Origin of the sequence: Citrobacter sp. C1 (assembly GCF_014596895.2) — a bacterium.
Lineage (GTDB): Bacteria > Pseudomonadota > Gammaproteobacteria > Enterobacterales > Enterobacteriaceae > Citrobacter > Citrobacter gillenii.
This window is the reverse complement of the sequence record NZ_CP115037.1, coordinates 35218-61084: the sequence shown is the minus strand read 5'-3', so window position 1 is coordinate 61084 and position 25867 is coordinate 35218. Positions and strand designations below refer to the sequence as shown.

Below are 25867 nucleotides of genomic sequence, written 5' to 3'. Positions count from 1 at the left end.
CTATGAATCTGTGGCAAATGCTTATGGCCCGTCGTGGCCTGATGGATGTAGCCGAAGCGCATGAGCGCGGAGGCGCTGGTGGCGGTGCTCCTGCTGGAGACAATGAGCAGGGCAATCAAGACCCAGGCAAACAGGGCGAGCAAAAAGAGCAACCGAAGGGTGACGACGACGAGTATGCCGGTATGACTCAGGAAGAATTGCTGGCAGAACTGCGTAAGTCCAAGAAAGCCGGTGCAGACCTGCTGAAAGAGAACATGAAGCGCAAGGAGAAAGAGCGCACATTGGCCGATCAGCTGGCTCAGTACGGTGATATTGACCCGGCGCGTGCTCGCCAGCTTCTCGAAGCTGAACAAGCCGCAGAAACCGCACGTCGGGAGGCGGAGCAGGCTGAACTGGAACGCCGTGGTGAGTTCGATGCTGTGAAAAAGCAGATGATCGAAGCGCACCAGGCTGAACTGGCACAGCGCGACGAACGCTACTCCGCTCTGGAGAGCGAGAACGCCGCACTGAAGGCTCAACTGGTCGAAATGACTGTTGGCGCTTCCTTCAGCGGCTCTGCCTTCCTGCGTGACAAAGTTCTGATGACTCCGGCTAAGGCTCGCGTTATCTACGGATCTCATTTCGAAGTGGGTGAAGACGGTAGTGTTGTGGGCTTTGATAAGCCAGCCGGTCAGAAAGAACGTGCAGTTCTGGTTGACGGTGAAGGCAAACCGTTACCGTTCGAATCCGCGATTGAGCGTATTCTGCGTGCAGATCCGGAAGCTGACGCACTGTTGCGCAGCGAAGCCAAGCAGGGTGCTGGTTCCAATAGCAAACCGACCCACAAAGTAAACCAGCCGAAGAGCAAGTCGACTATGGATAAGTTGACCTCCGGTCTGGGGAAAATCGGACTCAAGTAACATCTTAAATCATAGGGAAATGAAAGATGCCATTACTGCGTGATGAAGCTGAAAAGCTGTCTAACAACGAACTTGAGCAGGGTGTGATCGAGACCATCATCGATCGCGATGACCTGTTCGCTGTTCTGCCTTTCATGAAGATAAATTCTAAGGCATACCTCTACAACCGTGAAGCTACCCTGAGCGAAGCAACCTTTATTGATGTGAACGACACCATCACCGAAGGCGCTGCAACCTTCACCGAACACGTTGCGAAACTGCGTATCCTGGCAGGCGACGTAGACGTCGACAAATTCCTGGCGACCACTATGTCTGACACCAACAGCCAGCTGGCAATCCAGGTTCGTCAGAAGGTGAAAGGTCTGGCGCGTGCATTCCGTCGCAACCTGATTCTGGGTAACTCCACCGAGAACACCAAAGCATTCGACGGTATTCCGAAGCTGATGCACAACGATCAGAAGATCGACATCGCTAAGGCTTCCATGACGTTCTCCATGTTCGACGAGCTGGTGGACGCGGTGAAAGACCTAGGCGCTGACTGCATCATGATGCGTTCCGAACACCTGCGTGCGTACCGCGCTCTGCTGCGTACCGTCAACGTAGGCCCGTCCGAAATCATGATGGAGAACTTCGGTCGTCCGATGCTGTGCCATAACGGTGTTCCGTTCATCATCAACGACTTCATTCCGAAGAGCGAAGACAACACCGCTGCGGACATCTACTGTCTGCACCTGTCCGAAGAGAACGGCGTGACCGGTCTGTACGGTGGCGAAAACGCCGGTATCGTTGTTGAGAACATCGGTACTGTACAGAACAAAGACGCAGTACGTACCCGCGTTAAGTGGTACTGCTCTCTGGCGAACAAGCACGACAAGGCTATCGCCGCACTGACCAACGTAAAAATTTGATCAGTATAGTAGGTAAGTAATTATCTACCGTTTAAGGGTGGGCTATACGCCCACCCTTTTTGTAGGAGCGAGAAATGCCAGAACAAAAGATGAAGATCACTGAAGAGGCGTTTGCGGATTTCACGGGTCATGTATGCGGCACCGGATTCACTCATTCCATCTCTGACGAGCCTTTGGGTGAGCGCCAGCAGAGACGTCTTGCTGCTTGCCTCCAGGCGGTTCCATTCGTCCCGTCCGTTTCCACTACTCCGGCTGAGCCGACTGTACCGGACGACGAATCTGCGAAATTACTTGCGAAGACGGAACCTACGAAGCGACAGCAACGGTCAAAGTGACCGAAGCACCTGCCGCGTAACTAACACATGGGCGATATCGATCGCCCATTAAGTGAGAATAACCATGAAACCAGCAAAAATTCAATTATTGGAGCCTCAGTTTTTGGGTTATACGGGCATCCTCTGTGGCATTCAGTTTGTGGATGGAGTCTCGGTTGCCGAATTGCCATTCATCGACCAGCAGCGAATTTGCGCCTCCATGCGTGCCACTACAGTTGAAGGCAAAAATGTATCTCCTTCTGCCGCGTACAGCAGCCGCAATGATTTGACTGCGGACGACATTGTCGAGACGGCGGCCCCGGATATTGTGCCAATGAAACGTGGTACGGCTGAAGTCGAAGCCAAACCGGTACAGCGCTTTACTCGTGAAGAGCTGGAGTCGATTGCGGACTGTGAGGGTATTGCGGGTCTGCGTCAGATTGGCAACCAGATTGGCGTTAAAGCCAAAGGCATCGTTGAAATGATCGAAGGCATCCTGAAAGCACAGGGCGGTGAGTGATGGCGCAGATCGACACGTACCGTAGCGGGGAAGCTGTTTCCCTGTCGTTTGCATTTAACGTTCTGGATATTGCGTCGGCCACATACACCGTCAGAGATGGCGCTGGTGCGATCATCGTTGATAACGAACCTCTCGACATTACTGAGGGGCAGATGTCCATTCCGGTTGTCGTGTCGGCCGAACACAACCTGCTTTCAGATAAAGAGCGCGATCTGCGACACGTCATTGTCAAAGCGGTGGCATCCGGGCTGACGCATGAAGAGCGCAAGATGTACGTTCTGCTGAATAGCTTCGAGCTGTCAATTCCAGGCCAGTCATTCGCAACGGTCGCAGACGCCCAGATGCAAGCTATCGATATGCTGAACGGCGACACCCTGTTAGCTGATGGAGAAGGGCTGATGCGCAAACGTCTCATTGAGGCCACCAGACGCGTCAAAACGCTGCCGTTCTCAATCCGCAAAGTCCTGCGTATCGACTTCGACCGTTACGACCGCCCGCAAAACATGCTGAACGTCTATGACATTCCGTGGGGCGCTGACGGGGCATATCGTCACGATCTGATTGATTGGGAGCAGATAACGCCGGAGAAATTCGACGAGTTCCCGGACTACTTCAAACAGGCATTAATGCTGGCCGTGGTTAATGAAGCCTGCGAAATCGCTAACGGTAATGACGTAGCGGCAGCCCGCGAGGACGGCATTCTGTCTGAGTCCATTGGTGAAACGACTAATATGTACCGCACCGGCAAAGCGGCAAATGTGCATGTGGCTCGCAGTACCTGGCGACTGCTGGTCAGTTACATCAATAACCGCATGATTGTTCGCCGTGCGTAACGCCAGTCGCATTATTTACTTCTGGTCGAAAGGCTCAAGACGAGCAATCGCGCCTTCGCCTGGTAATGAGTGCGGCGGCCAACCACAGGGAGAGTGCATGAACATTTCATGGCAAGCAGAGATAGCGATTTACCGTCTGGGTTCGAAGAACGTCTACGGTGAAGCGCAATTGCAGTTCGTCAGGAAGACGAACGTCGGCGTCGTTAAGTTTGAGCAAAGTAACGAGAAATCATCGGTACGTGCGGACAGCTCCGGCAGTCGCGGTAAAGCGGATCTGGAATTGTTCGATGCTGTTCTGGTGATCCCACTTGAGGCCGCAGTACAGCTTGATGACGTTCTCATTCTGGAGGGGCAAAAGCTGAAGGTATCCAGCGTGCATCGTCGCTGGGGACTGCGTGGGCGCCCTGGGCATCTGGAAGTAGGGGCAAACATATGGGTCTGAAGTACGACGCGCATCAGTTTAAGCGTGCTGGCGACAGGCTCAATAACAGCCAGAAAGCCTTTAAGCGTTATCTCATCCGTGACATGGAGAAGCTGGCGCGTCTGGTTGAGCGTCTTGCGCGGGCAATGGCCCCGCTGGAGACTGGCTCACTCGAAAGCGCGATCTTCGCGAGAGTGGTCAAAGAAGGTTATACCGGGCTTCGTATTGAGTTATCGGTATCTGGAGCCAAACCACGCGAAGGGCATCCGGGCGTTGAGGTTGGCGATTATGCGGAGTACATGGAGTTGGGCAAGTATCGTCTCGGCTATCTCTCTCGCATGAAGAGCGTCACCAACCCGCCAGTCGCTGGTGTGAAGCCACGAGTTGGGCCTTTGTTCCTTGAGAGAGCCGTACAGATCAGTGAAAAACAGTTCACTCAGACGATAGCAGAAGCGGCAAGGAAAGCAGGTTTTACGAGAGGTTGATGTGTTTATTGAAGCATTTGCGAGCCTGATGCAGAAGGCGAAGATCGGTACAGTCGGCGCTGACATTTTCTGTCACTACATGCCAGCCAATGTGAAGTCCGGTGTTCTGTTGGTTAATCCCAATACGGGGATCGCTATTGACCATGAGTTGAAAGGCTTTTATCACGACTCTTTTACCGTCATCGTGCGTAATGCGACGATCACAAAGGCGGTGGCGAAAGCCAATAAGATCATGGATATGTTCCCGGTCGAAGAAACCGTGTCAGAGGGCGTTTACTTCCGGTTGGTTCGGCCAATGTCTATGCCGATCACTTATCCCAAAAACGAAGGCTCATTAATTGAAGCGGGTATCCCGATTGAATTTGCGGGCTATTTGTTGAATTAATAAAATAAGTAAGTATATACTTACCATTGGCGCCATGAAGGTGCTGATTTAACGGAAAAAGGAGTTTTCCAACAATGTCCAATACCCATGTAAAAAACATCAAACTTGGCGCCTGCAAAGTGTCGTTTGGTGGCGTTGATCTGGGTTACACCAAAGGCGGTGTTCAGGTTGAGGTTGCGACCGAAACTCTGAAAGTCACCGTAGACCAGCTGGGGCAGACCACCATCTCCGAGCTGGTGCAGGGTCGTAACATCACTATCACTGCGCCGCTGGCCGAGTCTGTGTTGAAGAATATGGTCGATCTGATGCCGGGTTCTACCCTGAGCGAAGAAGATAACGCTGTAACCATCACCTCCGCACAGGGCGTCAACCTGATCGACGTAGCCAAAGAGCTGGTTCTGACCCCGCAGGATACCACCGACTACGTTCTGACCATCCCGAAAGCGGCGACCGCAGGTAACTTCACCATGACTTACCAGTCTGATGATGTTCGCGTGTTCTCCGTTCAATTCACCGCTTACCCGGATGATAGCGGCGTGCTGGGGAAAATGAGTGGCCCAAAGCCGGTTAAAACCGTCTCTATCTCTCCGGAATCTCCGGAAGTTAAAGCTGGTGAGACCGTGCAGCTGACTGCCCAGATCACCCCAGAAGATGCCGGCGACAAAACTGGTGTGTGGGAATCCGACAATCAGGAGAAGGCAACCGTTGACCAGACTGGTCTGGTTCGCGGAGTAGCTGAAGGTTCGGCAAATATCTCCTTCACCAGCAATAGCGGCGGCAAGAAAGCGACCAAAGCAGTAACGGTTAATTCTGCCCAATAATCGCGATGTAACTAAGCAGAGGCTCAGGAAGAGCCTCTCTTTTAAAAGGACTTTAACCAATGACCAAATTACTCGATCTCGACTCCATTCTGCCTCCGAAGAAAAGCATCAAGTTCGGCGGTCAGGAATATCCCATCGTTGAAATGACTGTTGGCCTGTTCGTCTCCATCAAGCAGATGGAAGGCAAAGACCTTCAGAACATGTCGCCTGTTGAGCAGGTTACTGCTTACGCCGACCTGGTTCGCAAGGTCATCCCATCCGTGCCGGACGCTGTACTGGAAAAACTGACTGTTCCGCAGCTCCAGCAGATCTTCACCTTCGCTATGGAAGTGATTGATGAAGAGAACGAAAAAGCGGCTGGTGAAGGGGCAAAGTAATTTCCCGCGATGAATCCGGGGTAAAGACCGTATCGATAGATCTCGGATTCTATTTCAGTCGTGTAGTTGCTCACTACGCCGTGTCGCCATTAGAGCTGCTGGGCGTCCCTCTAACGATGTTCTGGATGCTCAGTCGCAACATCGACCGCCTGCGCGCGGAAGAGGATGTCCGCAACCTGCAAGTCGCTCGCGCTGCCCAGGCAGATGGCGAGGGCGTGAAGGCGTTCATGGAGGGTTTGCAACTCAGGATTGGAAGACCAGTCGTAACCGATAAAGTCTACGATCCGCGCAAGGATAAGGCAGACCCTGACGCCAAAGAGCAACTGATGCAAATTTTTGGCAGAGGATGACAAGGGAATGTCACAAAACGTAGAGTTTATCCTGTCGCTGGAAGACAAGCAGTTTACAGCGTCAATCGACCGGGCGGGTAAGCTACTTACCAGATTCGGGGAGCAGGCCACAAAGCCCGCTCAGAAAATTAACAATCTGGAACGCTCGTTGGGTTCGGTCTCCCGCATCATCGGCGTTCTGGAGTCCAAGCTCGATGCCACGGCAGACAAACTACAGGATGTAGCTGCCGGCTTCGAGCTTGTGTCTGATGTTTCGCGCAAGACGCGAGGCAACATTACCAGCCTCAACTCAGGTCTCAAAACTCTGATTGAGCGCGTCGACACAACCACCTCATCCGTTAATAAACTCACCACATCGCTGCGCAAGGTTCAGTCTGAACTCAATGAGTTTTCCGATTGGGCAACGTTCGCTGGTAAGAGCGCCAGCCGCTTCGGTACGGAGGTAAAAGAAGCCTCTGCATCCGTGAGTGGCATGAATACGCGCCTTAACACCACGACGAAGCGTCTCAGCAATTGGGGCGTCACAACGAGCCAGGCTGCCGAGGGGCTGAAGAAAGTCCGCGATCAGATGGATGCCGTGATTGGCCGCCAGCAACTGATCAGCAAGCCGGTACGTGTGCGCACCAGCGGCTACGGTGAGGGCGGTGGTAATGGCGGTGGCGGTCGACGTGGCGGCACAAATGGCCACGGCGGGCGCGGTGCTGAAAATGGCGTGTTCTCTGGTCTGCGCGGCAATATTTTCCTGCTGGGCGAGATTGGTGATGCAGCAAGAACGGTAACTGACATCCTGTTTGGCTGGCAGAAGCCAATCATCGAAGCCGCCTCCGAAATGGAGCGTATGCGCGTCATGTTGCGCGGGCTGAACAAGGACAAGGCCAACCCTGGCAAAGCAGCCGCAGAGGATATGCAGTACATCGTGGATATGGCGCAAAACGCCCCGTTTGCGATGCAGGCGCTGACCGATTCCTTCGTTAAATTCCGCTCGGCAGGTCTCGATCCTACTGACGGATCGCTGAAAGCACTGGTGGACTCCGTTGCACGCTTCGGCGGCGATAGCGAGCTGCTTAAACGTGCTGCCGTGGCTGTCCAGCAGATGTCCGGTAAGGGCGTCGTGTCGATGGAAGAACTGCGTCAGCAATTAGGTGAAGCCGTTCCTAACGCGATGAAGGCGATGGCAGACGCTGCCGGTATCACTATGGGGGAACTGACCAAAGCAGTCTCCACCGGTACTGTGGAAGCGAAACAGGCGCTATCGCTGATGTTCGTTGGTCTGCGTGCAGAGAACGAAAACGCCGCCAAAGACATGATGCAAACCTACACCGGTGCGCTGGCGCAACTGCAAACCTCATTTACGCTGTTTGCCGATCGCGTCGGTCAGGCGGGCTATCTGGATTCTCTCTCAAAGGGAATGAAGGAGCTGGCCTCCATTATGAACAGCGCTGAAGGCATTTCGTTCGCTAACTCATTAGGTTCCGGACTTACCACCGCAATCGACAGCTTACGTGAGCTGGCGCAGTGGCTGGCGAAAAACCAGGAGTTGATTGTCAACCTGGGCAAAGTAGTGGCCGCTATGGTGGCGTTCAAACTGATGCGTGCGGGCATCATGGGCGTGATTGGCACTGCCGGGCAGATGGTTAACACGTTTGCGACGATGTCGACTGTCATTCAGGCGCCGTTCAATCTGGGAGCGACTGCTGTTACCCGGTTTAATCGAGCCTCTCGAATGGGGTTGGCACCTATTCCATCGCTGATCTTCGCTATCCGCGGCGCAATTACGGGGCTACAGGGGGCATTCGCTGGGCTAACTGCGTTCATCGCAGCAAACCCCATTGGTGCAGCGTTTACCGTCGCTACCGTGGCTGTGGCTGGGCTGATCACGTATATGACCATGCTCCGCAGCGAAACGTCAAAAGTCGTTGACGAGATCCGCAAAATCCCGGAAGCGATGACGGCGGCCAAACGTGCGCAGATGGCAGAGCGTGCGGAAAAGCTCGAAAAAGAGATCATCGCAGACCAGCGAGCGCTCAAAACAGGCGAAAGCGTGAGCTATGTGTCCAACTCTGTTGGCGCTGTCACTCACAAAGAGTCAAAAGCCGATATCGAGGCTCGCCTGAAGAAGAATCAGGAAGAGTACCAGAAGATCACCGGCACTATTGCGCTGGGTGACGGGGCTGTAGCCAAACGTCTGGCTAAAGAGGCAGCAGAATCCCAGATTGAGAAAATCCGGGCCGACAATCAGGTCTTCTCTGCGACATTTGTGAAAGCACGTCAGGAGGCTCTGGACAAGATCCAGAAAATCAATGACGACAAATCACTGTCCGACGATGAGAAGAACAAACTTCTCGCACCGCTCCGTGAAACGGTGAACAAGTCATACCTGGAACCGGCGCAAAAACTGGTCGATTCCCTGTCCTCCCGTAAAAACGCGACCGAGAAGCAGATTGCCCACTACAACGATCTGCTCGAAAAAGCGAAGAAAGAGGGCAATACCGAGCAGATTCAGAAGCTACAAGGCAGTATTCGAGGCTATCAGGAGCATCTGGAAGCTGTCGCTCAGGAGTTGACTCAGGCCGAGTTTGAGCGTGATAACGCTGCCAAAACTGGTAAGGGCGTCATGTCCAACCAGGGAACCGTTTTGGGGCTTGGTACGAGCGACAAGGCGGCCCAGAAAGCTTTGGCGCAGTACATGCGCAACCAAATGGACTCCGCAACCTATCAGCGCACGTTGCCAGACGGTACGGCGATGCTGGACTTCGAAGGTAAGCCGATCATTGGGCCGAAGCAGCTCAAAACCCAGCTGAACCTGCAGAAAGCCTCCAGCGCCAGCTCTCTGGAGAAAATGAGCGACGAGGAACGTGCAGCAGCGATCGCCGCACTAACCAAAGCGCGTGAGCAGGATGCAGCAGCAGCGGAAAAAGCCGGCCAGCGCACTGCCAATGCTTCTCAGCGTGCCGCGAGGAAGGAAGAAAATGCGCAGCGTAAGCTGGCGGCCGGCTACCAGAAAGCGCTGGATAAAGCCGATCAGCTTATGGGGCAGATGGGTGAAAGCTCTAAAGCGACCGTGTCGTTTGACCAGTCTCTACGCGATACCACCAAATCGCTGACCGAACTGGCCAACGCCGTACCGAATGAGTTCATCACTCAGGAGATGATCGACAAAGCCAAGTCACGCCTTGCTGATCTGGCTAACGCGAGCGACGACTACCGCGAGATGTTCAACCGCCGCAACGTCGAGCAGATGATCTCCACCTGGGCGCCGGAATCCGATTCCATCATTAGCGCGGGTTACAAGCCGTCTCGTGAAGAGAAGGTGGCCGATTTCAACGACACCTACAACCGTAACCTGAAAGCGTTGATGGATCTGCGTGACCAGGCTTCTGATCCGAAAATTGTGGCGCTGTACACCAAGCAGATCAATCAGCTTGTTGCCGCTGGCAATACCGCGCTCATCAAAGAGACCGGCACGGCCACGCAGAAGCTGGCGCTTGAGTATGAAAATCTGGCCGAGCAACTGGAAAATAGCTGGAGCAATCTGTTCAGCAGTCTTACCGATACGCTCACCGACTTCGTTATGAAGGGGAAAATGGACTTCTCCAGCCTGGCAGAATCCATTCTCCGCGACATCACCAACATGGTTGTGAAGACGCAGATCACCCTGCCTCTCATGAACATGCTGGGGATGGGAACGACGGCAGCTGGCAGCTCTCAGAGCGGCAATCTGCTTTCTGGTGTCGCGTCAGCGGTTGCCAATCAGGGCGTCCGTATGAATGCGGTCAACGGTGACAAGTCAGTAGGTGAAGCGACGAAAGAGACCTCCAGTTCTGTGTCCGGATTGGGTCAGACGACTCAGCAAACGACCAGCGCTATCGGTACGGCAACCAACGCGATTGGGAGTTGGGTGTCGGGGCTGTTCAGTAGCACCGAGGCCAAAGACGCTGAAACTAAAGCAGTGAAGACCTCCATCTTCTCAATGCAGAATCTCAGCTCTGTTACTGGCGCACTCTCCGCTACGTTCGCCATGTTGGGGGCAAATGCTTCCGGATCAGGCAACAAGTGGTTGAGTTTCGGTTCGACAGTGGTTTCCGGACTGGTATCAGCCTGGGCTGGTGGCGGGTTTGATAGTCTGATGTCGGGTTCCTCTGGCAGCTTAGGGTTTAACAATCTGACTGGTTCCGCGGCAGATGGTACGAATGGCATTCCTTCAATTCCGAAGCTCGCTAAAGGCGGTATTTTCGGGAAAGACGGAGTGGTTCCGCTGCGGGCGTACCAGAAAGGTGGCATCGCGGACTCCCCACAGCTGGCGTTGTTTGGCGAAGGAGACATGAACGAAGCCTACGTTCCGCTTCCGGATGGTCGTTCCATCCCGGTCACGCTCAATGCAGAGAGTGTTAAAGGCGGTGGCGGTGGCGTGTTCTCCCCCGTCAGCATTGAGATCAACGTCAACAGCGACGGCAGTGTCACGGAGAACAGCAATTCCGAAGGCGCATGGAGTCAGGCCGCACAGCGCATGAAGGCGATCGCGCTTGAAACCATCGCTCAGGAGAAGCGACCAGGCGGTTCGCTCAACCCTAACTCTCAACGTAACTAACCACGGCTGCCCCGGAAGGGGCAGTCTCACAAGGATGTGAGATGGAAAGACTGACTTTTAACTGGTATCCCGACTACGAGTCGGAAAAGACCGTGAAGCCTAACGTGACGGTTCTGAATTTCGGTGACGATTACGAACAGCGCCAGGCCAAAGGTCTCAATCGCATCAAAGAAGAGTGGAGCCTGACATTTACGCGCTCTTACGACGTCATCAATGCCGTCGATGACTTTCTGACGGCACGCGCGGCCGTTGAGTCGTTCTACTGGACGAACCCTCGTGGCAAAAAGATTGTTGTGGTGTGCGACAGCCATACGGTCAAACGTTACCAGGGCTATCAGGTTCTCACTGCGACCTTCAGACAAATTTATGAAGGATAATTTAACCCACTAGATAAGTAAGCACTTATTTACTATTATCTATAGGCGCTGACAGGATGTTGGCGCCTCTTTATTTCAAGGAAGAAACGATGGGTATTAAAGCTGATATTCAGAGCTTGTCACCCTCCGCGCTCATTGAGCTGTTCGAACTTGATATGTCGAACACCACCTCTGGGGGCAAGCTGTTTTTCCACGCCGGCACAAACGAACTGATGGAGCCAGTCGTTTGGCAGGGTGTGTCCTACGAACCGTGGCCAATCAAAGCGTCAGGCTTTGATAAGACTGGTCAGGGTACTTTGCCGCGTCCAAAAATCCAGGTCTCCAACTTTGCCGGAACTGTCTCCGCTGAAGTTCAGGCAAACGACGATCTGGTGGGTTGCCGCATCATCCGCAAGATGACGCTGGCGCGTTTTCTCGATGCGGCCAACTTCAAAGACGGGAATCCAACCGCAGATCCAAATCAGCACTTCCCGGATGAGATGTGGTTCATCGAACAGAAGACTCTCGAAACCCATGAGGTCGTCGAGTTTGAGCTGTCGAGTGTGTTCGATCTGATGGGCGTGCAGCTGCCGTACCGCCAGATCATCAAAAACACCTGCCCGTGGAAATACCGCGGCCCAGAGTGCGGCTACACCGGCCCATATTTCGACAAAAACAACCAGCAAACCACCATGTCAGGCGCGGATTACTGCACGAAACGCTACGACTCATGCAACGCTCGCCGTAACTACTTTGCCAATGGCGTAATCCACTTTGGCGGGTTCATCGGAGCAACACGTTATGGGTAATAAAGCGCTCCCTGAGCTTGGCTCGGACGTTATGCAACAAATCTATCTGACAGCCATCAAACGCTACCCGAACGAAGCGTGTGGCTTTCTGGTGCGTACCACTGGCGAGAAATATCGCTTCATTGAAGCCCGGAACGTGTCGGAGTACCCGGAAAACACGTTTGTTATGCACGCTGACGACATTATCGCTGCGGAAGATGCGGGGGACGTGGTTGCCATCTGGCACTCCCACACTGACGAATCAGCTGATGCGTCAGACGCCGATCGCGCCGGATGCGAGGCAACGGAAGTTCCGTGGCTGATTCTGGCTGTTCGCAAGAACGTAGAGGGCGATGCGCCATTTCACTTCAGTGAGATGAATGTGATCACCCCAGACGGCTTTGAGATGCCTTATCTGGGGAGACCCTATGTGTTCGGTGTCTTCGACTGCTGGATGCTTTGCCGCGACTATCTCAAGCGCGAGTTTGGTGTTGAGCTGAATCCGAATGCGCACCTGCATATCCCGTCATGGTACACGGGCGACAACGACATTCTTGACCAGAACTATCGAAATGAAGGGCTGGTGCGTCTTGCGCCAGGGACGGAACCGCAGCGCGGCGATGTCTTCTTCATCCAGTACGGAAAAATGCCTGACCACTGCGCGGTGTATATCGGAGACGGCATGATCCTGCATCACCAGATCGACCGTCTGAGTTGTCGCGCTTATTACGGTGGCATGTACCAGAAACACACGACGCACCACCTGCGTCACAGAGACTTACTCAAGGGAGATGAGACGTGTCTGAGTTAGTTCATGTGCAACTTGGCGGCCCTATGGCCAAACACTTCGGTCGTCACTGGCATTTGAAGGTTCGCAACACCAAGCAGGCTCTGGATTTGATTGAGGCTAATCGCCCCGGATTCAAAGCCTGGATGAAGCGAAACCTCAAAACCTACGACAAATACCACATCCAGATCACCAATAAGCAGGGCCACAAATGGTCGGTCGACGAAGGTGAATACCAGATGATGGGGCAGTCCGACAACATCGCGAAGATCCGAATTACGCCAGTTCCTCGCGGTAGTGGCGGCTCTGCGTTTGGTTGGTTTCAGACGGTGGTGGGTGCTGTTTTGATGGTCGCCTCCATCTGGGTTCCAGCCCTGGCTCCGCTCGGTTTGTCATTAATGATGGGCGGCGTCGCGCAACTCATTTCGCCACAGGCGACGAACGACAGTGTGAGACAGGCGGATAACTCCGACTCGTTCTATTTCGATGGGCCGCAGAACACCACTAACCAGGGAAACCCGGTGCAGCTCATCTATGGAGAGGAAATTTTGGTTGGCTCGCAGGTTGTGAGTTCTTCTATCACCATCGACCAGCTTATGTAATAAGGGATTTTTTTGAACATGGAACAGTTCAAGAAGAAAAGGCTGCCTCTCCTGATCGCAGGTGCAGGCGGCAAGAAAAGCAGCAGCTCCAGCCGCACGCCGGTTGAAGCCGATGATACCGTTAACTCGCGTGCTATGGCGTCTATCCTCGACTTGCTCGGGGAAGGCGTTATTGGCGGTCTTGTCAACGGGGCAAAGTCGATTTTCATCGACGACCTGCCGATTCTCAATGAAGACGGCTCTGCCAACTACAGCGGTATTACTTGGGACTTTCGTGACGGCTCGCAAGACCAGACACCGATGGACGGTTTCGATTTTGTTGAAACGCCCAAATCCATCAACATTCAGCTGAAAAAGACACATGAGGTGACAGTCTCCATCGATAACGATGAAGCTGACCGCGTTCGAGTCATCCTCAAATTTCCCTCTCTGCGTAGCGTGGATAAGAAATCGGGTGACACCAACGGCACAACAGTCAAATACAAGTTTCAGATCGCCAATGGTGATGGAACATTTGCTGATGTAGTTGCTGAAGGCGAGAAAAGTGTTGAAGTTGCCCTGACAGCGAAGAAGACAGGTGTTTACTACCGCAGCTACGAACTCAAACTGCCGAAACCTGGCCGTGCATATAAGGTTCGTGTCATACGCCTAACCGACGACAGCAAAACTCAGTATCTCTATAACGATACGTGGGTGGACTCCATCGGTGAGATCGTCGATACGCCAATGAACTATCCGAACTCTGTGCTTGTTGGACTCAAGGTTAACTCCGAGCAGTTCGGCAGCTCTATGCCTTCTCGTTCGTATCTGGTGCGTGGTTTGAAAATCCGCGTGCCGTCAAACTACAACGAGAACACCAATACCTATGTTGGTGTTTGGGACGGTACGTTTAAGCTGCTGTCATCCTCTAACCCAGCCTGGATTCTCTTCGACGTTCTGACCAACGCTCGATATGGCCTTGGGCAGTTTGTCTCTGAGTCCATGATTGATCTTGGACAGATGTATCAGATCGGTCGCTATTGCGACGAAGAGGTTGACGATGGTTTCGGCGGCAAGGAGAAGCGTTTCGCCATCAACACCCAGATAACCAGCCGGCAGGATGCTTATCGACTGATTCAGGATATCGCTGGCGCCTTCCGCGGTATGGTCTTCTGGGCTGGTGGAATGGTCAACGTCATGCAGGACAGCCCGTCAGACCCGGTCATGATGTTTACCAACGCAAACGTCAAAGATGGCCTGTTCAGCTATAAAGGTTCAGCTCGCAAAGATCGTCCTTCCGTTGCGCTTGTCACCTATAACAACAAAGAAGACGGCTACAAACAGAACATCGAGTACGTCGAAGACCAGGAGGCGATGCGTCGTTATGGCGAGCGCAAAACCGAAGTGGTTGCGTTCGGTTGTACCAGCCGTGGCCAGGCGCATCGTGTCGGTTTGTGGTTGCTGTATACCGCTCGCATGGAGTCTGACGTTATTACCTTTACTGCAGGTCTCGATGCTTCGTTCTTGATGCCTGGTGAAACCGTGCTGATCCAGAACAAGTACCGTTCGGGCAAACGCAACTCCGGTCGCATTATGTCCTTTAACAAGAACAGCATCACATTAGACGCACCAGTATCGTTGAAGAAAAGCGGCAGCTACATTCGCATCTTGAACCAGGAAGGCAAGATCGTCGAACGCGACATTCTGGAGACGGGGGAGAATATCACTAAAGTGACGTTCTCGAAGTCTCTGGCATCCGGCGAAATGCCAGTAATGAATGGCATCTGGACTATCACCGAACCAGATCTGGAGCCAATGCGAGTACGCGTTATCAACGTTGCGCAGGGTGATGCTCAAGGGTCTTTCGATGTGACGGTCGTCCAGAATAACCCTTCGAAGTACGAAGCGATAGACAATGGGGCGACGCTGATTCCGGAGAACAACACCGTTCTCGATCCAACATACTCGAAGCCGACAAACCTGCAGGTGACGGAAGGAACGTATATTTCCAGCCCTGGCAACCTTTCCATCAAGCTTATTGCGACCTGGGAAGGTAAGTCTGCTGAATATTGGATCAGTTGGCGTCGCTCGGACGAGAACAACGTTTCTAACTGGCAGTCCGCGCGTGTCACTGAAGAGCAGTACGAAATCATCAATATTGCCGAGAATGGCCAATATGATATCCAGCTTTATGCTGTGTCATTCAGCGGCAAAAAGACTGAGATCATCAGTACAGTCTATAAAGTTCAGGGAACGATGACACCGCCAGGCGCACCGACTGCGTTGACGGCCGTGGGTGACTATCGCAACGTGATTCTGAATTGGGTTAACCCTGATTCAATCGATCTCGACCACATCAACGTGTATGCGTCACAGACCAACGACCTGGACACCGCAAAACTGATTGCCGAGGCCGCCAGTACTACTTTCACCCATGCAGGTCTAGGAGATAGCGAAACGTGGTTCTATTGGGTTCGCGCGGCAAATAAGAGAGGCATGTTGAGTCCGCCGAACTCCAATTTGGGTACCGAGGCGATGACAAAGGATGTTCTCTCATTCCTGACAGGGAAAATCACATCTTCTGAGTTGGGACAGGAGTTGCTTGAGGAAATCGACTCTAAGGTTTCTCAGGAGGCTGTTGATTCTATCTATCAGCAGATGGAAGAAAGCCTCAAAGATCTCGATGACAAGTTGACGGCAGCAGATCAGAGACTAGAAGAAGCGCAAAACGGGCTTAAAACGGAAGTGTCCGGCACTTTGGATAAGGTCAATGACGCTCTGCAACAGGTTGAAGATTCCAATGCGGCTTTAGTTGAGTTACAGGAAACTGTATCCGAGCAGGGCAAAGCCGTAGCTGGCGCGGTCGAAGCAGCTCATGCAGCACTCGATAATGCCTCTGCATTGATTGCCGAAGAACGTGAGGCCCGAGTAGAAGGCGATATGGCGAACGCCAAACAGATTGAGGCGATGAAGTCTTCTGTTGACGATAGCGTTGCTGCTGTTGAAGAGATGAAGAAAACTGTGGCCGAAGTCGAGCGAGCCAGCGCGGAAGTGACCACCAATATTGAGGCATTGGCCAAAACCAATATCGATCTTGCTCTGCGTCAGGATGAAGACCAGCACAAGCAGATGGTCAATAACGCGAAGATTGCCACCACTCAGAAGACGTTTGCCGACGATATGTCTGCAATGGCCTCGAAAGTGGAAGAGATCCGCGCAGAAATTGGTGAAGATATTCGCGCTTCTATCACCGAAGAAACGACGGCTCGTGTTGAGGCTGATAAGGCTATTGCGACCCAAATAACCAAGCTTGAAGCTCAGATTAACGACGATATCGCTGCGGCAATTGTGACCGAACAAGAGGCTCGTGCAACGGCGGATGAGTCGTTGTCGAAGCAGATCACTACATTGCAAGCGAAGGTTGAGGGGGATATCAGCGCGGCGCTGGCCGAAGAGCAGATTGCAAGAGCGACCGCCGACGAATCGTTGGCACAACAAATCACAACACTAAAGGCCCAAACAGGCGCCGACATTAAGGCGGCTGTTGCGGAAGAAACGAAAGCCAGAACCGATGCCGACTCAGCGCTGGCAGGGCAAATCACCAATTTGCAGGCTCAGACAGGAAAAGATATCAGTGCCGCTATTACTTCTGAAGCAACCGCACGCGCGGAAGCCGATAAAGCACTAGGTGGTCGTATTGATACGATTAAGGCTGAAGTAGACGGCAACTCGGCCACTATCCAGCAGCAGGCCCAGGCAATTGCCGATACCAACAAAAAGGTTTCGACAGCGTGGACGCTTAAAATGGAGACTTCCACGAGCGGTGGCCAGAAATATGTTGCCGGTATCGCGCTGGGCATTGATAGCACAGGTCTTTCTCAGTTCCTTGTTCAAGCAGACCGCTTTGGTCTTGTGAACTCGGTTAACGGGAAAATCACCACACCGTTTGTGGTCGAAAACAGCGTTGCTTACATGAACGGCGCTTTTATCAAGGATGGAACAATCACCAACGCCAAAGTTGGCGACCTACAGTCCACCAACTTTGTCTCTGGCCGTTCGGGATGGCGCTTTGGGAAAAATGGCGTGCTGGAGATCAACGGTAATAGTGGCGGTAACGGTCGTCTGGTCATCAACGGCCAGCGTATCGACGTCTATGACGACAACAACGTTCTCCGGGTGAGGATTGGGCTTCTTTGACAGTAGAAATATTTCTTTATATCGGTAAAAATAAGTAGGTACTTACTTAATGGCGGGCAAGGATGCCCGTCTTATCAAGGAGCGAATATGTGGTACAGGGAAGGTACTATCACATTTACACAGGGGAGTGACACACTCACCGGCACCGGTACGTTCTGGAACGTTACCGCGAATGGTGTGCTGCCGGGCATGATTGTCATTGGCCCTGATAACAAACTGCACGAAATTAAGCGCGTACTCAATGACACCAGCCTGCTGCTGGTGGAGCCGTATTCAGGCGAAACCCAGACGGAAGTTCCGTGCCGCATCATCACAACCTATGAAGGCGACTTAACGCAGTTCAGCGCACGTTTTACCGCGCTCATGACCCGTATGTCAGCCGACTCGAAGACGATGCGCAGCTGGTTGACGGCAGTTGATGAGGTCACGCTTGAGCGCGAAGACGGTACAGAAGTGACTGTGAAGTCATTGACGCAGATCGTCAATGAGCACAATGCCAATCAGCAATGGTACAAAGACAATACCGACGCTATCGATGCCGCTGGTGAAAAGGCCAAAGCAGCCGCCGCCAGTGCTGCGGCCGCTGCTGAAAGCGCCAATACAGCGACGACCAAAGCCACCGAAGCAAGCCAGAGTGCTACCGCCGCAGCTGCATCAGAAAGCGCTTCCGGTGCAAGTGCATCTGCCGCCAAAACGTCTGAAACCAATGCTGAAAGCTTCAAGGTCGATGCTGCTGCGTCTGCCGCGACAGCGTCAGCCAAAGCGACTGAAGCTGGTGAATCAGCCACGAGTGCCGCGGCATCCAAAGATGCGGCTAAAGCATCTGAAGCTCAGGCTGCAACCAGTGCATCCGAAGCCTCTGCTTCAGCGTCTGCTGCGTCTGACTCTGCTGCTGCTGCAAAAACCTCTGAAACCAATGCCTCTGCCTCAGAGCAGGCCGCCGCTGGTAGTGCAGCTGATGCGCTGGCCTCGAAAAATGCGGCTAAGGAGTCAGAAACTCATGCTGCTTCGAGCGCCGGGGAGTCGGTGGCCAGTGCTGCTGCGGCCAAAACTTCAGAAACCAACGCCGACGCATCGCAGAAGGCTGCTGCTGAGAGTGAATCTGCCGCAGGTCTGAGTGCCGAGGCTGCGGCTAATAGCGCTACGGCGTCTGGCGAATACGCTGATGCTGCGTTAGCCAGCAAAGAAGCCGCTGCGTTGAGCGCAGGTGAAGCTAAGAAGTCAGAGACGAGTGCAGCTGCGTCGGCAACAACAGCGGAAGATTCTCTGGCTGGGATTGAAGTCAAAGCGAATGAGGCAGCTGAGTCCGCTGTGCTCGCATCGAAGAAGGCAACCGAGGCGTCAACCTCCGCGGGTGAAGCCAAAATATCCCAAACAAAAGCGAAAGAGTCTGAGGATAAGGCGTATGAGTATGCTCAGAATGCCCAATCAAGTGTTGCGAGCGTGAAGTGGAAAGGGACTTCCGCAGAGATGGACCTAACTACCGATTCGCCTAAATGGGTGAAGATTTCGCGCGCACGTATGCCGCAGGCGACTAGTACCGTCTATATCGAGGTCATTGGCGGGGCGGGATATGAAGTTAGCAGCCCTTATCAGGCGGCAATGGCCGACATAGTGCTTCGTACAGCTAGTGGCGATCCGCGTGGTCTGAATGTAGTTACCTATCGCACAATGGATTCTGCCGTGCAGAACGTAGCCACTGTGAACACCGATGAGGACAACTACGATATCTATCTGAATGCCGGCGCGGGCGCTCAGAAGCTGATTGTTAACCTTCAGTTCTCTGGCGCAGCAGTAGAGACCCTGGAAGTTTTTGAGGTTCTGGAGACGCTACCGGAAAACGCCGTTGTGGGAGTTGTTTATCATCGTGTGCTTTCCGATGCAGATGGCTCTATTACCGGATCGCTCATGGGTAACGCAAGTTCAGCGACTGTACTGCAGACCGCTCGCAGCATCGGTGGCGTATTGTTCGATGGCAGCAAAGATATCGTGCTTCCGGGGGTGAATGCTCAGGGCAACCAGAGTACTTCCGGTAACGCTGCAACGGCGAGCAAGCTCCAGATCGCTCGTAGTATCGGAGGTGTGTCTTTCGATGGCTCCGCAGATATCAATCTACCAGGCGTAAATACATCGGGTAATCAGAATACTTCCGGTAATGCAGCCACAGCGACGAAGCTGCAGGCGGCCCGAAAAATTGGTGGGGTTTCTTTTGATGGGTCAGCCGATATCAACTTACCTGGCGTAAACACAGCAGGCAATCAGAGCACTACGGGCAATGCTGGTACGGCGACAAAACTGCAAACAGCGCGAAAAATTGGCGGAGTTTCTTTTGATGGGTCAACTGATATCAATTTGCCGGGCGTAAATACTGCGGGTAATCAGAGTACAACAGGCAATGCAGCAACAGCGACTAAGCTACAGACCCCAAGAACGATTAATAACGTGTCTTTTGACGGGTCAGCAAATATCTCCATTCCCACACTTGTGTCACGCGGGAGAGTCGCAGCGCTGGAAGCTAACTCCCAGGGGGCAATGCCCGGCATACAAATGTATGAAGCCTACAGCAACAATTACCCAACGACTTATGGCAACGTCATTCATCTTAAAGGTGCGGCGTCTTCAGGTGAAGGTGAACTATTGATTGGCTGGAGCGGAACGAGCGGTACTCATGCGCCAGTTTACGTTCGTTCTCGCCGTGATGCTAGTGATGCAAATTGGTCGGCGTGGGCACAGCTCTACACCACACTCAACAAGCCGAGCGCCGCAGATGTGGGGGCTTTGCCTTTGTCCGGTGGCACGCTTTCAGGTGGTCTGACTGCAGCAGGGGATATCATTTCCAGATCGGCCAACGCCTACCGCGCGGCATATGGCAACTATGGTTTCTTTATCAGAAATGATGGGGGGAACACCTATTTCCTTTTGACCGCATCTGGAGATCCGCTTGGAAGTTGGAATGCTTTACGACCGATTACTATTGCAAACGCAAGCGGTGCAGTTTCAATGGGGAATGGCTTGAGCGTTGGGGGAGGGGTGGATGTCACGAGCGGAAATATCCGAATCCCGACGTCGAGCACATCGTGGATCGACATGAGGACTAACGCTGCGCTTTCAAACAGCTCCGCTGTAAATACCTCCTCCGCATCAGCAATTGTTCGTCAGGAGCACGCCGATCGTTACTTTATGGTCGGTGGGTTGGGGAACTCGCAGTTCGGGTTCTACATGATTAACAAATCGCGTACTGCTAACGGAACGGATGCACAGGCTTTTCTGCAGAACGATGGCGTGTGGTATTGCGGTGGCAATGGTAGTTTTAACGACGTTTATATCCGCTCTGACCGTCGTAGCAAACGTAATATTCGCAAGATTGAACGGGCGCTCGACAAGTTAGAGCGGATTGAAGGCGTTCTATATGAAATTCAGGTCTATGACCGTTACGAACAGTCTGGCGGGCTTATCGCGCAGGACGTTCAGAAGGTCCAGCCTGAGCTGGTAACTGTCGACCACAATGATCAGTCCGGCCAAGCGCGTTTACGTCTGAACTATAACGGTGTGATCGGCATGTTGGTCGAGGCTGTGAAGGAGTTACGTGAAGAAGTGCGCGAACTCCGTGGAGAAATGTCTGTTTTAAAGGGAGGTAATTGATGGCTATTGGCTCCGGATGGGTCGGGTCGTCAGCCGTCGCAACAACTGGTCAGCGGTGGATGTCCGCCGCTGGCTCGGCTGTTAAGGTCGGCACACCGTTCTGGATGAGTGGCTTGGTTGGTAAATCTACTGCCGACTTTACCATCACAACTGGACGCAGTACTTATGATGCCCGCGTGCAGGTAACAAACATGCAGTGGGTCATTGTGTCCACTAACTACACCGGTTTTGCAACCGCTACAGGCAGTATCCAGAATGTACTCAGTAACGTTCTAACCGTGCGCCCTACTGGTTCTCTAAGCGGTAGCTTGTTTGGTTGTGAAATCCGACATTTTTATCAACCAAGCGGTTATCAAAATCTCTATTTGGGATTGGTAAATGGGCCTGCACAAAACTTTAATCTATCTCTTAATGGTACTGTACTGTCATTTGTCAATTATATGTACCTAAACGGGGTGCGGTCTTATTACGCATTGACTGCTAAAAACTGGTTTTTCAATCAGGTGGGAGCGACGTTTACCGTCTCCAGAGTCTGAATTTAAGAGGTACGTTAGTACCTCTTTTTATGGAGGATAAATAATGAGTTATGGAGCAAGAATCTGGTCGCCTAGCCGTCAGGAAATGGTCGACGCATTAGCGCCAATTTATTATCTGGATTATTTTCTACCGACAGGTAGTGGTAGCAGAAGTTATGCAATTGAGCCAGGCATGTCAATTGATTACTACATAATGGAAACAATCAATGGATATATTGGAAGTGTTTCGGTATCGGGTAACTCGATTAACTGGTCTGATGCTCGCGGTACAATTTATATATTGGTGTTTCAGAAATAATGTACGGAAGCAAAATTGTTCGTTCTGATGGGAAAGTCTGGATGTCTCCGAGTCTTACCCCGATGGTGTTCCAAAGTAAGCATGTGGTGTCGTTGCGAGGCGGGAGTGAGTTCAATACTGGCCTGTCTCCAGATCGGTCGCCTATTGTTTTCGTTGCTTATTCAAAGGCTGTTTCGCTGCTCGCAAGTCGAATTGTGCGGAACAATCAGGTTATTTATAGCTTTGGTGGTGTTGGTAGCGACTCCAGTGTGACGGTGTATGTGTTCGCAACTGGCATTTCAAAAAAAGAGAAGTGGGGGATGAGTTTCTTTAATTCATCGGGAGTGGAGATCTATAACACGGCAAATATTCCATTGTCATTTACGTTTCTTGATAATAAGAGCTGGAACAGCGGAGATAAACACAACTTTGATTATCCAGTAGCTATTGTTCCTACATATGCTAACGCATTCGCCATACCGATGCCGGGTGGTGCGAAGACCCTGGTATACGGTTACACATGTTATGGGAATACCGTGAGTTCGATTCTCGTTAATGAAATTAACGGTGGGGCTACATTAGCTATCAATAACCGAGTTCCAGTTTTGAACAGAAACCTCTACGGATAACGGAGAATAGAATGAAAAAGATGATATTAATTTTAGGCATGGCTTTAACTTTGACTGCGTGTCAGAAACTACCAGAGCCGGTTTGCTATGGACGAGCAATGGTAGGCGGCGTTGACACTAGTGTGCCAATCTATGCGATTAAGAAAGAAGGGCATTACACATTATACCGTGCAGGTAGTGCCTTTAACTGGCGTTGGGTCGGCTCTGGTGCTTTCACCTCACTAAGCTCATGCCCAAAAATTTAAAACTCATTTTGTAGGTAAGTGCTTACCTACAAAATACAATTAAATTGTGATATAAAACTGCCATCCCGATTTGACTTTTCATGGAGGAAATCATGTCGAACGAGATGGCAGGCGTAACGCCTGAGCAGGTTGAACGCATTGCCGCAATCGTTGCGCGTGAAGTCGTTGGCAAATTAGGTAAGGAGTTGCGTGAAGAAATTGGCCAGGAGGTCAATGACCAGCTCAAAACCTACTTTGGCGATATGACGCCTGCACAACACAGCATTCAGCACTCCAACCTGGACAAACTTCTTAACCGGCTCGACACCATCTCCAGCGGGTTCTTTGGCGGCATTATCTCAAAGATTACGTCGTTCCTGATTACCGCGCTGCTGCTGGGGTTAGCCGCCTACGGCGTCAAGAATGGACTGCAATAAAGGAGATCAAGGATGAAAACTCCAAGAGGTATTCGTAACAACAACCCTGGCAATCTCGATAAGGGGTCGCCGTGGCAGGGGCTTATTAGCAACCCTTCCGAACCACGTTTCTGCACGTTCAAAGATCCCGTATGGGGGATTCGAGCGCTGGCGGTAACGCTCATCACTTACCACGACAAGCGCCGGGCGAAGGACGGCTCAAGCATCGATACCATTCGCGAGGTCATCGAGCGCTGGGCGCCGCCAAATGAAAACAACACCAGTGCCTACGTGAACGAGGTATCTAAAGCCGTTGGTGTCACCCCGGACATGATCATCGATCTACACGACTACGACACTCTGCGTCCGCTGGTAGAGGCGATCATTCGGCACGAGAACGGCCGTGGCCCACTGAAAACGCCAAACACCTGGTATGCGGCAGAAGTTATTGAGGAAGGTCTGCGTCGCGCTGGCGTCGTTAAGCCGATCAAGACGGTTAAAGCGGTTCCTGTGACCAAAGAAACGGCTGGCGCAACTGTCACGGCAGGTATTGGGCTGGCGCAGCTGGCCGACGTAATGCCCCAAGTGTCTGTGGCGATGGATAAGGCACAAGGTCATATCACCAGCGGTGATACGGTTCGTATCATTTTTGGCGTAGCCACCATCATTGTGGCCGGCTTTATTGCCTGGTCTCAGGTACGCAAACACCAGAAAGGGATGGTTTAAAATGTTCGGCAGCCTGGTTTCGAAGTTGAAAATTGCTCTGATTACCCTGGCTGCCGTTCTTTTCGTGCTTGTCGGTGCTTATGCGATGGGTGGTCGTGCGGCTCGGCAAGCGATCGAAGAGAAGGCAAGGCAGGAAGACAGGAAAAGGCTTCAAAGTACAGTGGACGTCAAAAATGAGACATTTAATGAAGTGCGGCGGAAAGGCGCTTCTGCTGTTCATCGTGAGCTGCATGGTAAGTGGGTGCGTGATTAAGACACAGACTTCCGGCGTGCTCTTCTGCGATGCAGCCAACCCTATCTATGTGAGTAATGAGGATTTAATGACCGAAGAGACAGAGCGGCAGATCTTGGCTCACAATATGGTGGGTGAGCGTTTGTGCCAATGGAGCGGCAAAAAAGCAGACGAAAGCGCGTAAGCGCCCGTGATTAGCGGGGTTTTGGGGATTGGTCAGGTTGCAATTAGTTTGTGACTGATGTAGATTTAATCAACGAGTGTCAAGACATTCATACATTATTTCAAAGAAGCGCTGCATTCTCGTAGCCTCTAAACCCCGATGGGGTCGCCGCACGACATCAATGTCTTAACGGCTAAGGTGGAAACATGCTCAACTATCATGACAAAACACGTACTATGCAAACGATCCGCACGAACACTGCGGTAGTCGATAGCTTCCCTATGCGTTTTCACAACAGTGAAGACTCAGTGGAAGTGCGCCGCATGTTATGTCGCGAAACAGCTGACCGCCAGCACTTCATTGTCACATTCAAAAGTGATGTTACTCGCGCAGAGAACATATCCAACAGCACCTCAACTGTAACTCCGTTGGCAGAGGTCGTTGTGCGCAATAACAAATTGCGCTTTGTCCTCAAGCCGCAAGAACAGTACCCCGAAATTGTTGATGTTAAAGAATCCATTGTTCCAAAAATTGAGAAAGCCGTTGTACAATTCATGAAGAATAAGTTCAACGACCTCAAGGAAAGCGTTTTACCAGAACGCAAAAAAGAACAATGGCACCTTCTTTAATTGATGAACGCTACAACAAGCAGTTGAACAAAATGCCGCTCTCTATGGGCGGCTATACTATTTTAGAGACCTTTCATTTCGCGACCCCAGAAGGCGATGTTGTTCGTCTGGTGGAGATGCGTGCCGATAAAGGCGAGTTCGACAACTTTCTCGTTGTGTATCTTTTGCCCTCCTATAACTCAGATTATCAATTTGACGAAATCACGCGGGTTATGGATGACGAGGGGATGAGTGCGTTTGAGGCTGCCGAACACATCATCAAAATTGAGATCGTGGATGCGACTCTTAGCCCAGAAGAGCTGAAGGTTGTGGGTCGGTTTGCCTATAACGATTTTCCGTTTATTGGCGTCGATGGGAATGAATACCTCGGTAAGCAAATCAAAGGCGCTTATCTCGAACCGCCTTTTGACTCAGCCCGCATAGGCTCTACAGCATATCGCTTCATACTGGACAAATACCGCCATCTCGTTTGCGACAATTTGCAAACCATTCTGGGTGCGTCCATGTGGTCAGGTACTATGCGGAGATATGGCGAGGTTATGATCTACGATACCGTGAAAAAATGTTGTCTTGACCAGCTCGGCGACAAGGCAAAGGGTTCCGCCACCGGCTTCCTACCGTGGGATATTGGCAGTTTGCCTTTAAGCCGCGTAACAGACGAGTGGGGAGACCGCGAGCTGCGACTTGATAAAGGTTCTTGTACGCACATCGTCAACATCATCTCTCTCCCATAAACCCGCTACGGCGGGTTTTTTGATCCCACGCCCCACATTCCCCCAAGTA

The 25867-nt window shown here is 52.2% G+C and carries 26 protein-coding genes; all 26 read left to right on the top strand.

Going from position 1 to position 25867, the window contains the following annotated elements:
• Window positions 1–2: 2 nt before the first annotated feature.
• The 26 genes from IB214_RS25120 to IB214_RS24995 all read left to right on the top strand — a co-directional run bounded on the left by IB214_RS25120 (window position 3) and on the right by IB214_RS24995 (window position 25818).
• Entirely contained in the window at window positions 3–899 is an 897-nt protein-coding gene (locus IB214_RS25120) for a DUF6651 domain-containing protein (RefSeq protein ID WP_045339224.1), read from the top strand.
• Between the two features lie 26 nt (window positions 900–925).
• A complete protein-coding gene (locus IB214_RS25115) occupies window positions 926–1807 on the top strand; it encodes a major capsid protein (protein WP_060453932.1) in 882 nt (293 codons plus the stop codon).
• A 399-nt stretch (window positions 1808–2206) separates the two neighbouring features.
• Window positions 2207–2641, top strand: a complete 435-nt coding sequence (locus tag IB214_RS25110; RefSeq protein ID WP_060453934.1) for a hypothetical protein — start codon at window positions 2207–2209, stop codon at window positions 2639–2641.
• Window positions 2641–3474 carry a hypothetical protein gene (locus tag IB214_RS25105; protein WP_060453935.1) on the top strand — a complete coding sequence of 278 codons (834 nt, stop codon included), beginning with the start codon at window positions 2641–2643 and terminating at the stop codon, window positions 3472–3474. Before IB214_RS25110 ends, IB214_RS25105 begins: the two co-directional genes overlap by 1 nt.
• 97 nt (window positions 3475–3571) lie before the next feature.
• Window positions 3572–3916: a hypothetical protein gene (locus tag IB214_RS25100; RefSeq protein WP_060453936.1), complete on the top strand. Its 345-nt coding sequence runs from the start codon at window positions 3572–3574 to the stop codon at window positions 3914–3916.
• The gene (locus IB214_RS25095; RefSeq protein ID WP_000523626.1) at window positions 3907–4380 is read left to right on the top strand and encodes a hypothetical protein; all 474 of its coding nucleotides are present in this window, start codon (window positions 3907–3909) and stop codon (window positions 4378–4380) included. Before IB214_RS25100 ends, IB214_RS25095 begins: the two co-directional genes overlap by 10 nt.
• Before the next feature lies 1 nt (window position 4381).
• On the top strand, window positions 4382–4765 hold the full coding sequence (locus IB214_RS25090) for a minor capsid protein (RefSeq protein WP_057102242.1): 384 nt from the start codon (window positions 4382–4384) through the stop codon (window positions 4763–4765).
• Between the two features lie 74 nt (window positions 4766–4839).
• Complete coding sequence (locus IB214_RS25085) at window positions 4840–5586, top strand: Ig domain-containing protein (protein ID WP_048231971.1); 747 nt, start codon at window positions 4840–4842, stop codon at window positions 5584–5586.
• A gap of 59 nt (window positions 5587–5645) precedes the next feature.
• A complete protein-coding gene (locus tag IB214_RS25080; protein WP_000163862.1) occupies window positions 5646–5963 on the top strand; it encodes a hypothetical protein in 318 nt (105 codons plus the stop codon).
• Window positions 5964–6088: 125 nt separating this feature from the next.
• Window positions 6089–6313 (top strand): hypothetical protein, encoded by a 225-nt coding sequence (locus IB214_RS25075; RefSeq protein ID WP_000952684.1) that lies wholly within the window; start codon window positions 6089–6091, stop codon window positions 6311–6313.
• A gap of 7 nt (window positions 6314–6320) precedes the next feature.
• Entirely contained in the window at window positions 6321–10901 is a 4581-nt protein-coding gene (locus tag IB214_RS25070) for a tape measure protein (protein WP_188249393.1), read from the top strand.
• Window positions 10902–10942: 41 nt separating this feature from the next.
• The gene (locus IB214_RS25065) at window positions 10943–11278 is read left to right on the top strand and encodes a phage tail protein (RefSeq protein ID WP_045339239.1); all 336 of its coding nucleotides are present in this window, start codon (window positions 10943–10945) and stop codon (window positions 11276–11278) included.
• Between the two features lie 89 nt (window positions 11279–11367).
• Entirely contained in the window at window positions 11368–12066 is a 699-nt protein-coding gene (locus IB214_RS25060; RefSeq protein ID WP_016051624.1) for a phage minor tail protein L, read from the top strand.
• Window positions 12059–12856 (top strand): C40 family peptidase, encoded by a 798-nt coding sequence (locus IB214_RS25055; protein ID WP_048231973.1) that lies wholly within the window; start codon window positions 12059–12061, stop codon window positions 12854–12856. Before IB214_RS25060 ends, IB214_RS25055 begins: the two co-directional genes overlap by 8 nt.
• A complete protein-coding gene (locus IB214_RS25050) occupies window positions 12844–13434 on the top strand; it encodes a tail assembly protein (RefSeq protein ID WP_016051626.1) in 591 nt (196 codons plus the stop codon). Before IB214_RS25055 ends, IB214_RS25050 begins: the two co-directional genes overlap by 13 nt.
• An 18-nt stretch (window positions 13435–13452) precedes the next feature.
• Window positions 13453–17610: a phage tail protein gene (locus tag IB214_RS25045; protein ID WP_188249392.1), complete on the top strand. Its 4158-nt coding sequence runs from the start codon at window positions 13453–13455 to the stop codon at window positions 17608–17610.
• An 87-nt stretch (window positions 17611–17697) separates the two neighbouring features.
• Window positions 17698–21252: a tail fiber domain-containing protein gene (locus IB214_RS25040; protein WP_188249391.1), complete on the top strand. Its 3555-nt coding sequence runs from the start codon at window positions 17698–17700 to the stop codon at window positions 21250–21252.
• The gene (locus tag IB214_RS25035; RefSeq protein ID WP_188249390.1) at window positions 21252–21788 is read left to right on the top strand and encodes a putative receptor-recognizing phage tail fiber adhesin; all 537 of its coding nucleotides are present in this window, start codon (window positions 21252–21254) and stop codon (window positions 21786–21788) included. Before IB214_RS25040 ends, IB214_RS25035 begins: the two co-directional genes overlap by 1 nt.
• 43 nt (window positions 21789–21831) lie before the next feature.
• A complete protein-coding gene (locus IB214_RS25030; protein ID WP_188249389.1) occupies window positions 21832–22086 on the top strand; it encodes a hypothetical protein in 255 nt (84 codons plus the stop codon).
• Window positions 22086–22694: a hypothetical protein gene (locus tag IB214_RS25025; RefSeq protein ID WP_188249388.1), complete on the top strand. Its 609-nt coding sequence runs from the start codon at window positions 22086–22088 to the stop codon at window positions 22692–22694. The genes IB214_RS25030 and IB214_RS25025 overlap by 1 nt, the downstream gene beginning before the upstream one ends.
• Before the next feature lie 11 nt (window positions 22695–22705).
• Window positions 22706–22939: a lipoprotein gene (locus IB214_RS25020; RefSeq protein WP_188249387.1), complete on the top strand. Its 234-nt coding sequence runs from the start codon at window positions 22706–22708 to the stop codon at window positions 22937–22939.
• 92 nt (window positions 22940–23031) lie between these two features.
• The gene (locus tag IB214_RS25015; protein ID WP_016051633.1) at window positions 23032–23355 is read left to right on the top strand and encodes a hypothetical protein; all 324 of its coding nucleotides are present in this window, start codon (window positions 23032–23034) and stop codon (window positions 23353–23355) included.
• A 12-nt stretch (window positions 23356–23367) separates the two neighbouring features.
• Window positions 23368–24060, top strand: coding sequence for an endolysin (locus IB214_RS25010; protein ID WP_016051634.1), 693 nt, complete (start codon window positions 23368–23370; stop codon window positions 24058–24060).
• Window position 24061: 1 nt separating this feature from the next.
• Window positions 24062–24313, top strand: a complete 252-nt coding sequence (locus tag IB214_RS25005; RefSeq protein ID WP_016051635.1) for a hypothetical protein — start codon at window positions 24062–24064, stop codon at window positions 24311–24313.
• A gap of 348 nt (window positions 24314–24661) precedes the next feature.
• Window positions 24662–25084, top strand: a complete 423-nt coding sequence (locus IB214_RS25000) for a hypothetical protein (protein WP_016051638.1) — start codon at window positions 24662–24664, stop codon at window positions 25082–25084.
• Window positions 25069–25818 (top strand): hypothetical protein, encoded by a 750-nt coding sequence (locus IB214_RS24995; protein ID WP_223240319.1) that lies wholly within the window; start codon window positions 25069–25071, stop codon window positions 25816–25818. The genes IB214_RS25000 and IB214_RS24995 overlap by 16 nt, the downstream gene beginning before the upstream one ends.
• Window positions 25819–25867: the final 49 nt, after the last annotated feature.

Excerpts from the sequence above, each read along its gene's own strand:
- IB214_RS25060 (WP_016051624.1), top strand. The coding sequence starts at position 11,368 with ATGGGTATTAAAGCTGATATTCAGAGCTTGTCACCCTCCGCGCTCATT.
- IB214_RS25020 (WP_188249387.1), top strand. The coding sequence starts at position 22,706 with ATGAAAAAGATGATATTAATTTTAGGCATGGCTTTAACTTTGACTGCG.
- IB214_RS25080 (WP_000163862.1), top strand. The coding sequence starts at position 5,646 with ATGACCAAATTACTCGATCTCGACTCCATTCTGCCTCCGAAGAAAAGC.
- IB214_RS25065 (WP_045339239.1), top strand. The coding sequence starts at position 10,943 with ATGGAAAGACTGACTTTTAACTGGTATCCCGACTACGAGTCGGAAAAG.
- IB214_RS25085 (WP_048231971.1), top strand. The coding sequence starts at position 4,840 with ATGTCCAATACCCATGTAAAAAACATCAAACTTGGCGCCTGCAAAGTG.
- IB214_RS25000 (WP_016051638.1), top strand. The coding sequence starts at position 24,662 with ATGCTCAACTATCATGACAAAACACGTACTATGCAAACGATCCGCACG.
- IB214_RS25070 (WP_188249393.1), top strand. The coding sequence starts at position 6,321 with ATGTCACAAAACGTAGAGTTTATCCTGTCGCTGGAAGACAAGCAGTTT.
- IB214_RS25025 (WP_188249388.1), top strand. The coding sequence starts at position 22,086 with ATGTACGGAAGCAAAATTGTTCGTTCTGATGGGAAAGTCTGGATGTCT.
- IB214_RS25095 (WP_000523626.1), top strand. The coding sequence starts at position 3,907 with ATGGGTCTGAAGTACGACGCGCATCAGTTTAAGCGTGCTGGCGACAGG.
- IB214_RS25055 (WP_048231973.1), top strand. The coding sequence starts at position 12,059 with ATGGGTAATAAAGCGCTCCCTGAGCTTGGCTCGGACGTTATGCAACAA.
- IB214_RS25010 (WP_016051634.1), top strand. The coding sequence starts at position 23,368 with ATGAAAACTCCAAGAGGTATTCGTAACAACAACCCTGGCAATCTCGAT.
- IB214_RS25005 (WP_016051635.1), top strand. The coding sequence starts at position 24,062 with ATGTTCGGCAGCCTGGTTTCGAAGTTGAAAATTGCTCTGATTACCCTG.
- IB214_RS25100 (WP_060453936.1), top strand. The coding sequence starts at position 3,572 with ATGAACATTTCATGGCAAGCAGAGATAGCGATTTACCGTCTGGGTTCG.
- IB214_RS25035 (WP_188249390.1), top strand. The coding sequence starts at position 21,252 with ATGGCTATTGGCTCCGGATGGGTCGGGTCGTCAGCCGTCGCAACAACT.
- IB214_RS25120 (WP_045339224.1), top strand. The coding sequence starts at position 3 with ATGAATCTGTGGCAAATGCTTATGGCCCGTCGTGGCCTGATGGATGTA.
- IB214_RS25115 (WP_060453932.1), top strand. The coding sequence starts at position 926 with ATGCCATTACTGCGTGATGAAGCTGAAAAGCTGTCTAACAACGAACTT.
- IB214_RS24995 (WP_223240319.1), top strand. The coding sequence starts at position 25,069 with ATGGCACCTTCTTTAATTGATGAACGCTACAACAAGCAGTTGAACAAA.
- IB214_RS25040 (WP_188249391.1), top strand. The coding sequence starts at position 17,698 with ATGTGGTACAGGGAAGGTACTATCACATTTACACAGGGGAGTGACACA.
- IB214_RS25030 (WP_188249389.1), top strand. The coding sequence starts at position 21,832 with ATGAGTTATGGAGCAAGAATCTGGTCGCCTAGCCGTCAGGAAATGGTC.
- IB214_RS25105 (WP_060453935.1), top strand. The coding sequence starts at position 2,641 with ATGGCGCAGATCGACACGTACCGTAGCGGGGAAGCTGTTTCCCTGTCG.
- IB214_RS25075 (WP_000952684.1), top strand. The coding sequence starts at position 6,089 with ATGCTCAGTCGCAACATCGACCGCCTGCGCGCGGAAGAGGATGTCCGC.
- IB214_RS25110 (WP_060453934.1), top strand. The coding sequence starts at position 2,207 with ATGAAACCAGCAAAAATTCAATTATTGGAGCCTCAGTTTTTGGGTTAT.
- IB214_RS25045 (WP_188249392.1), top strand. The coding sequence starts at position 13,453 with ATGGAACAGTTCAAGAAGAAAAGGCTGCCTCTCCTGATCGCAGGTGCA.
- IB214_RS25015 (WP_016051633.1), top strand. The coding sequence starts at position 23,032 with ATGTCGAACGAGATGGCAGGCGTAACGCCTGAGCAGGTTGAACGCATT.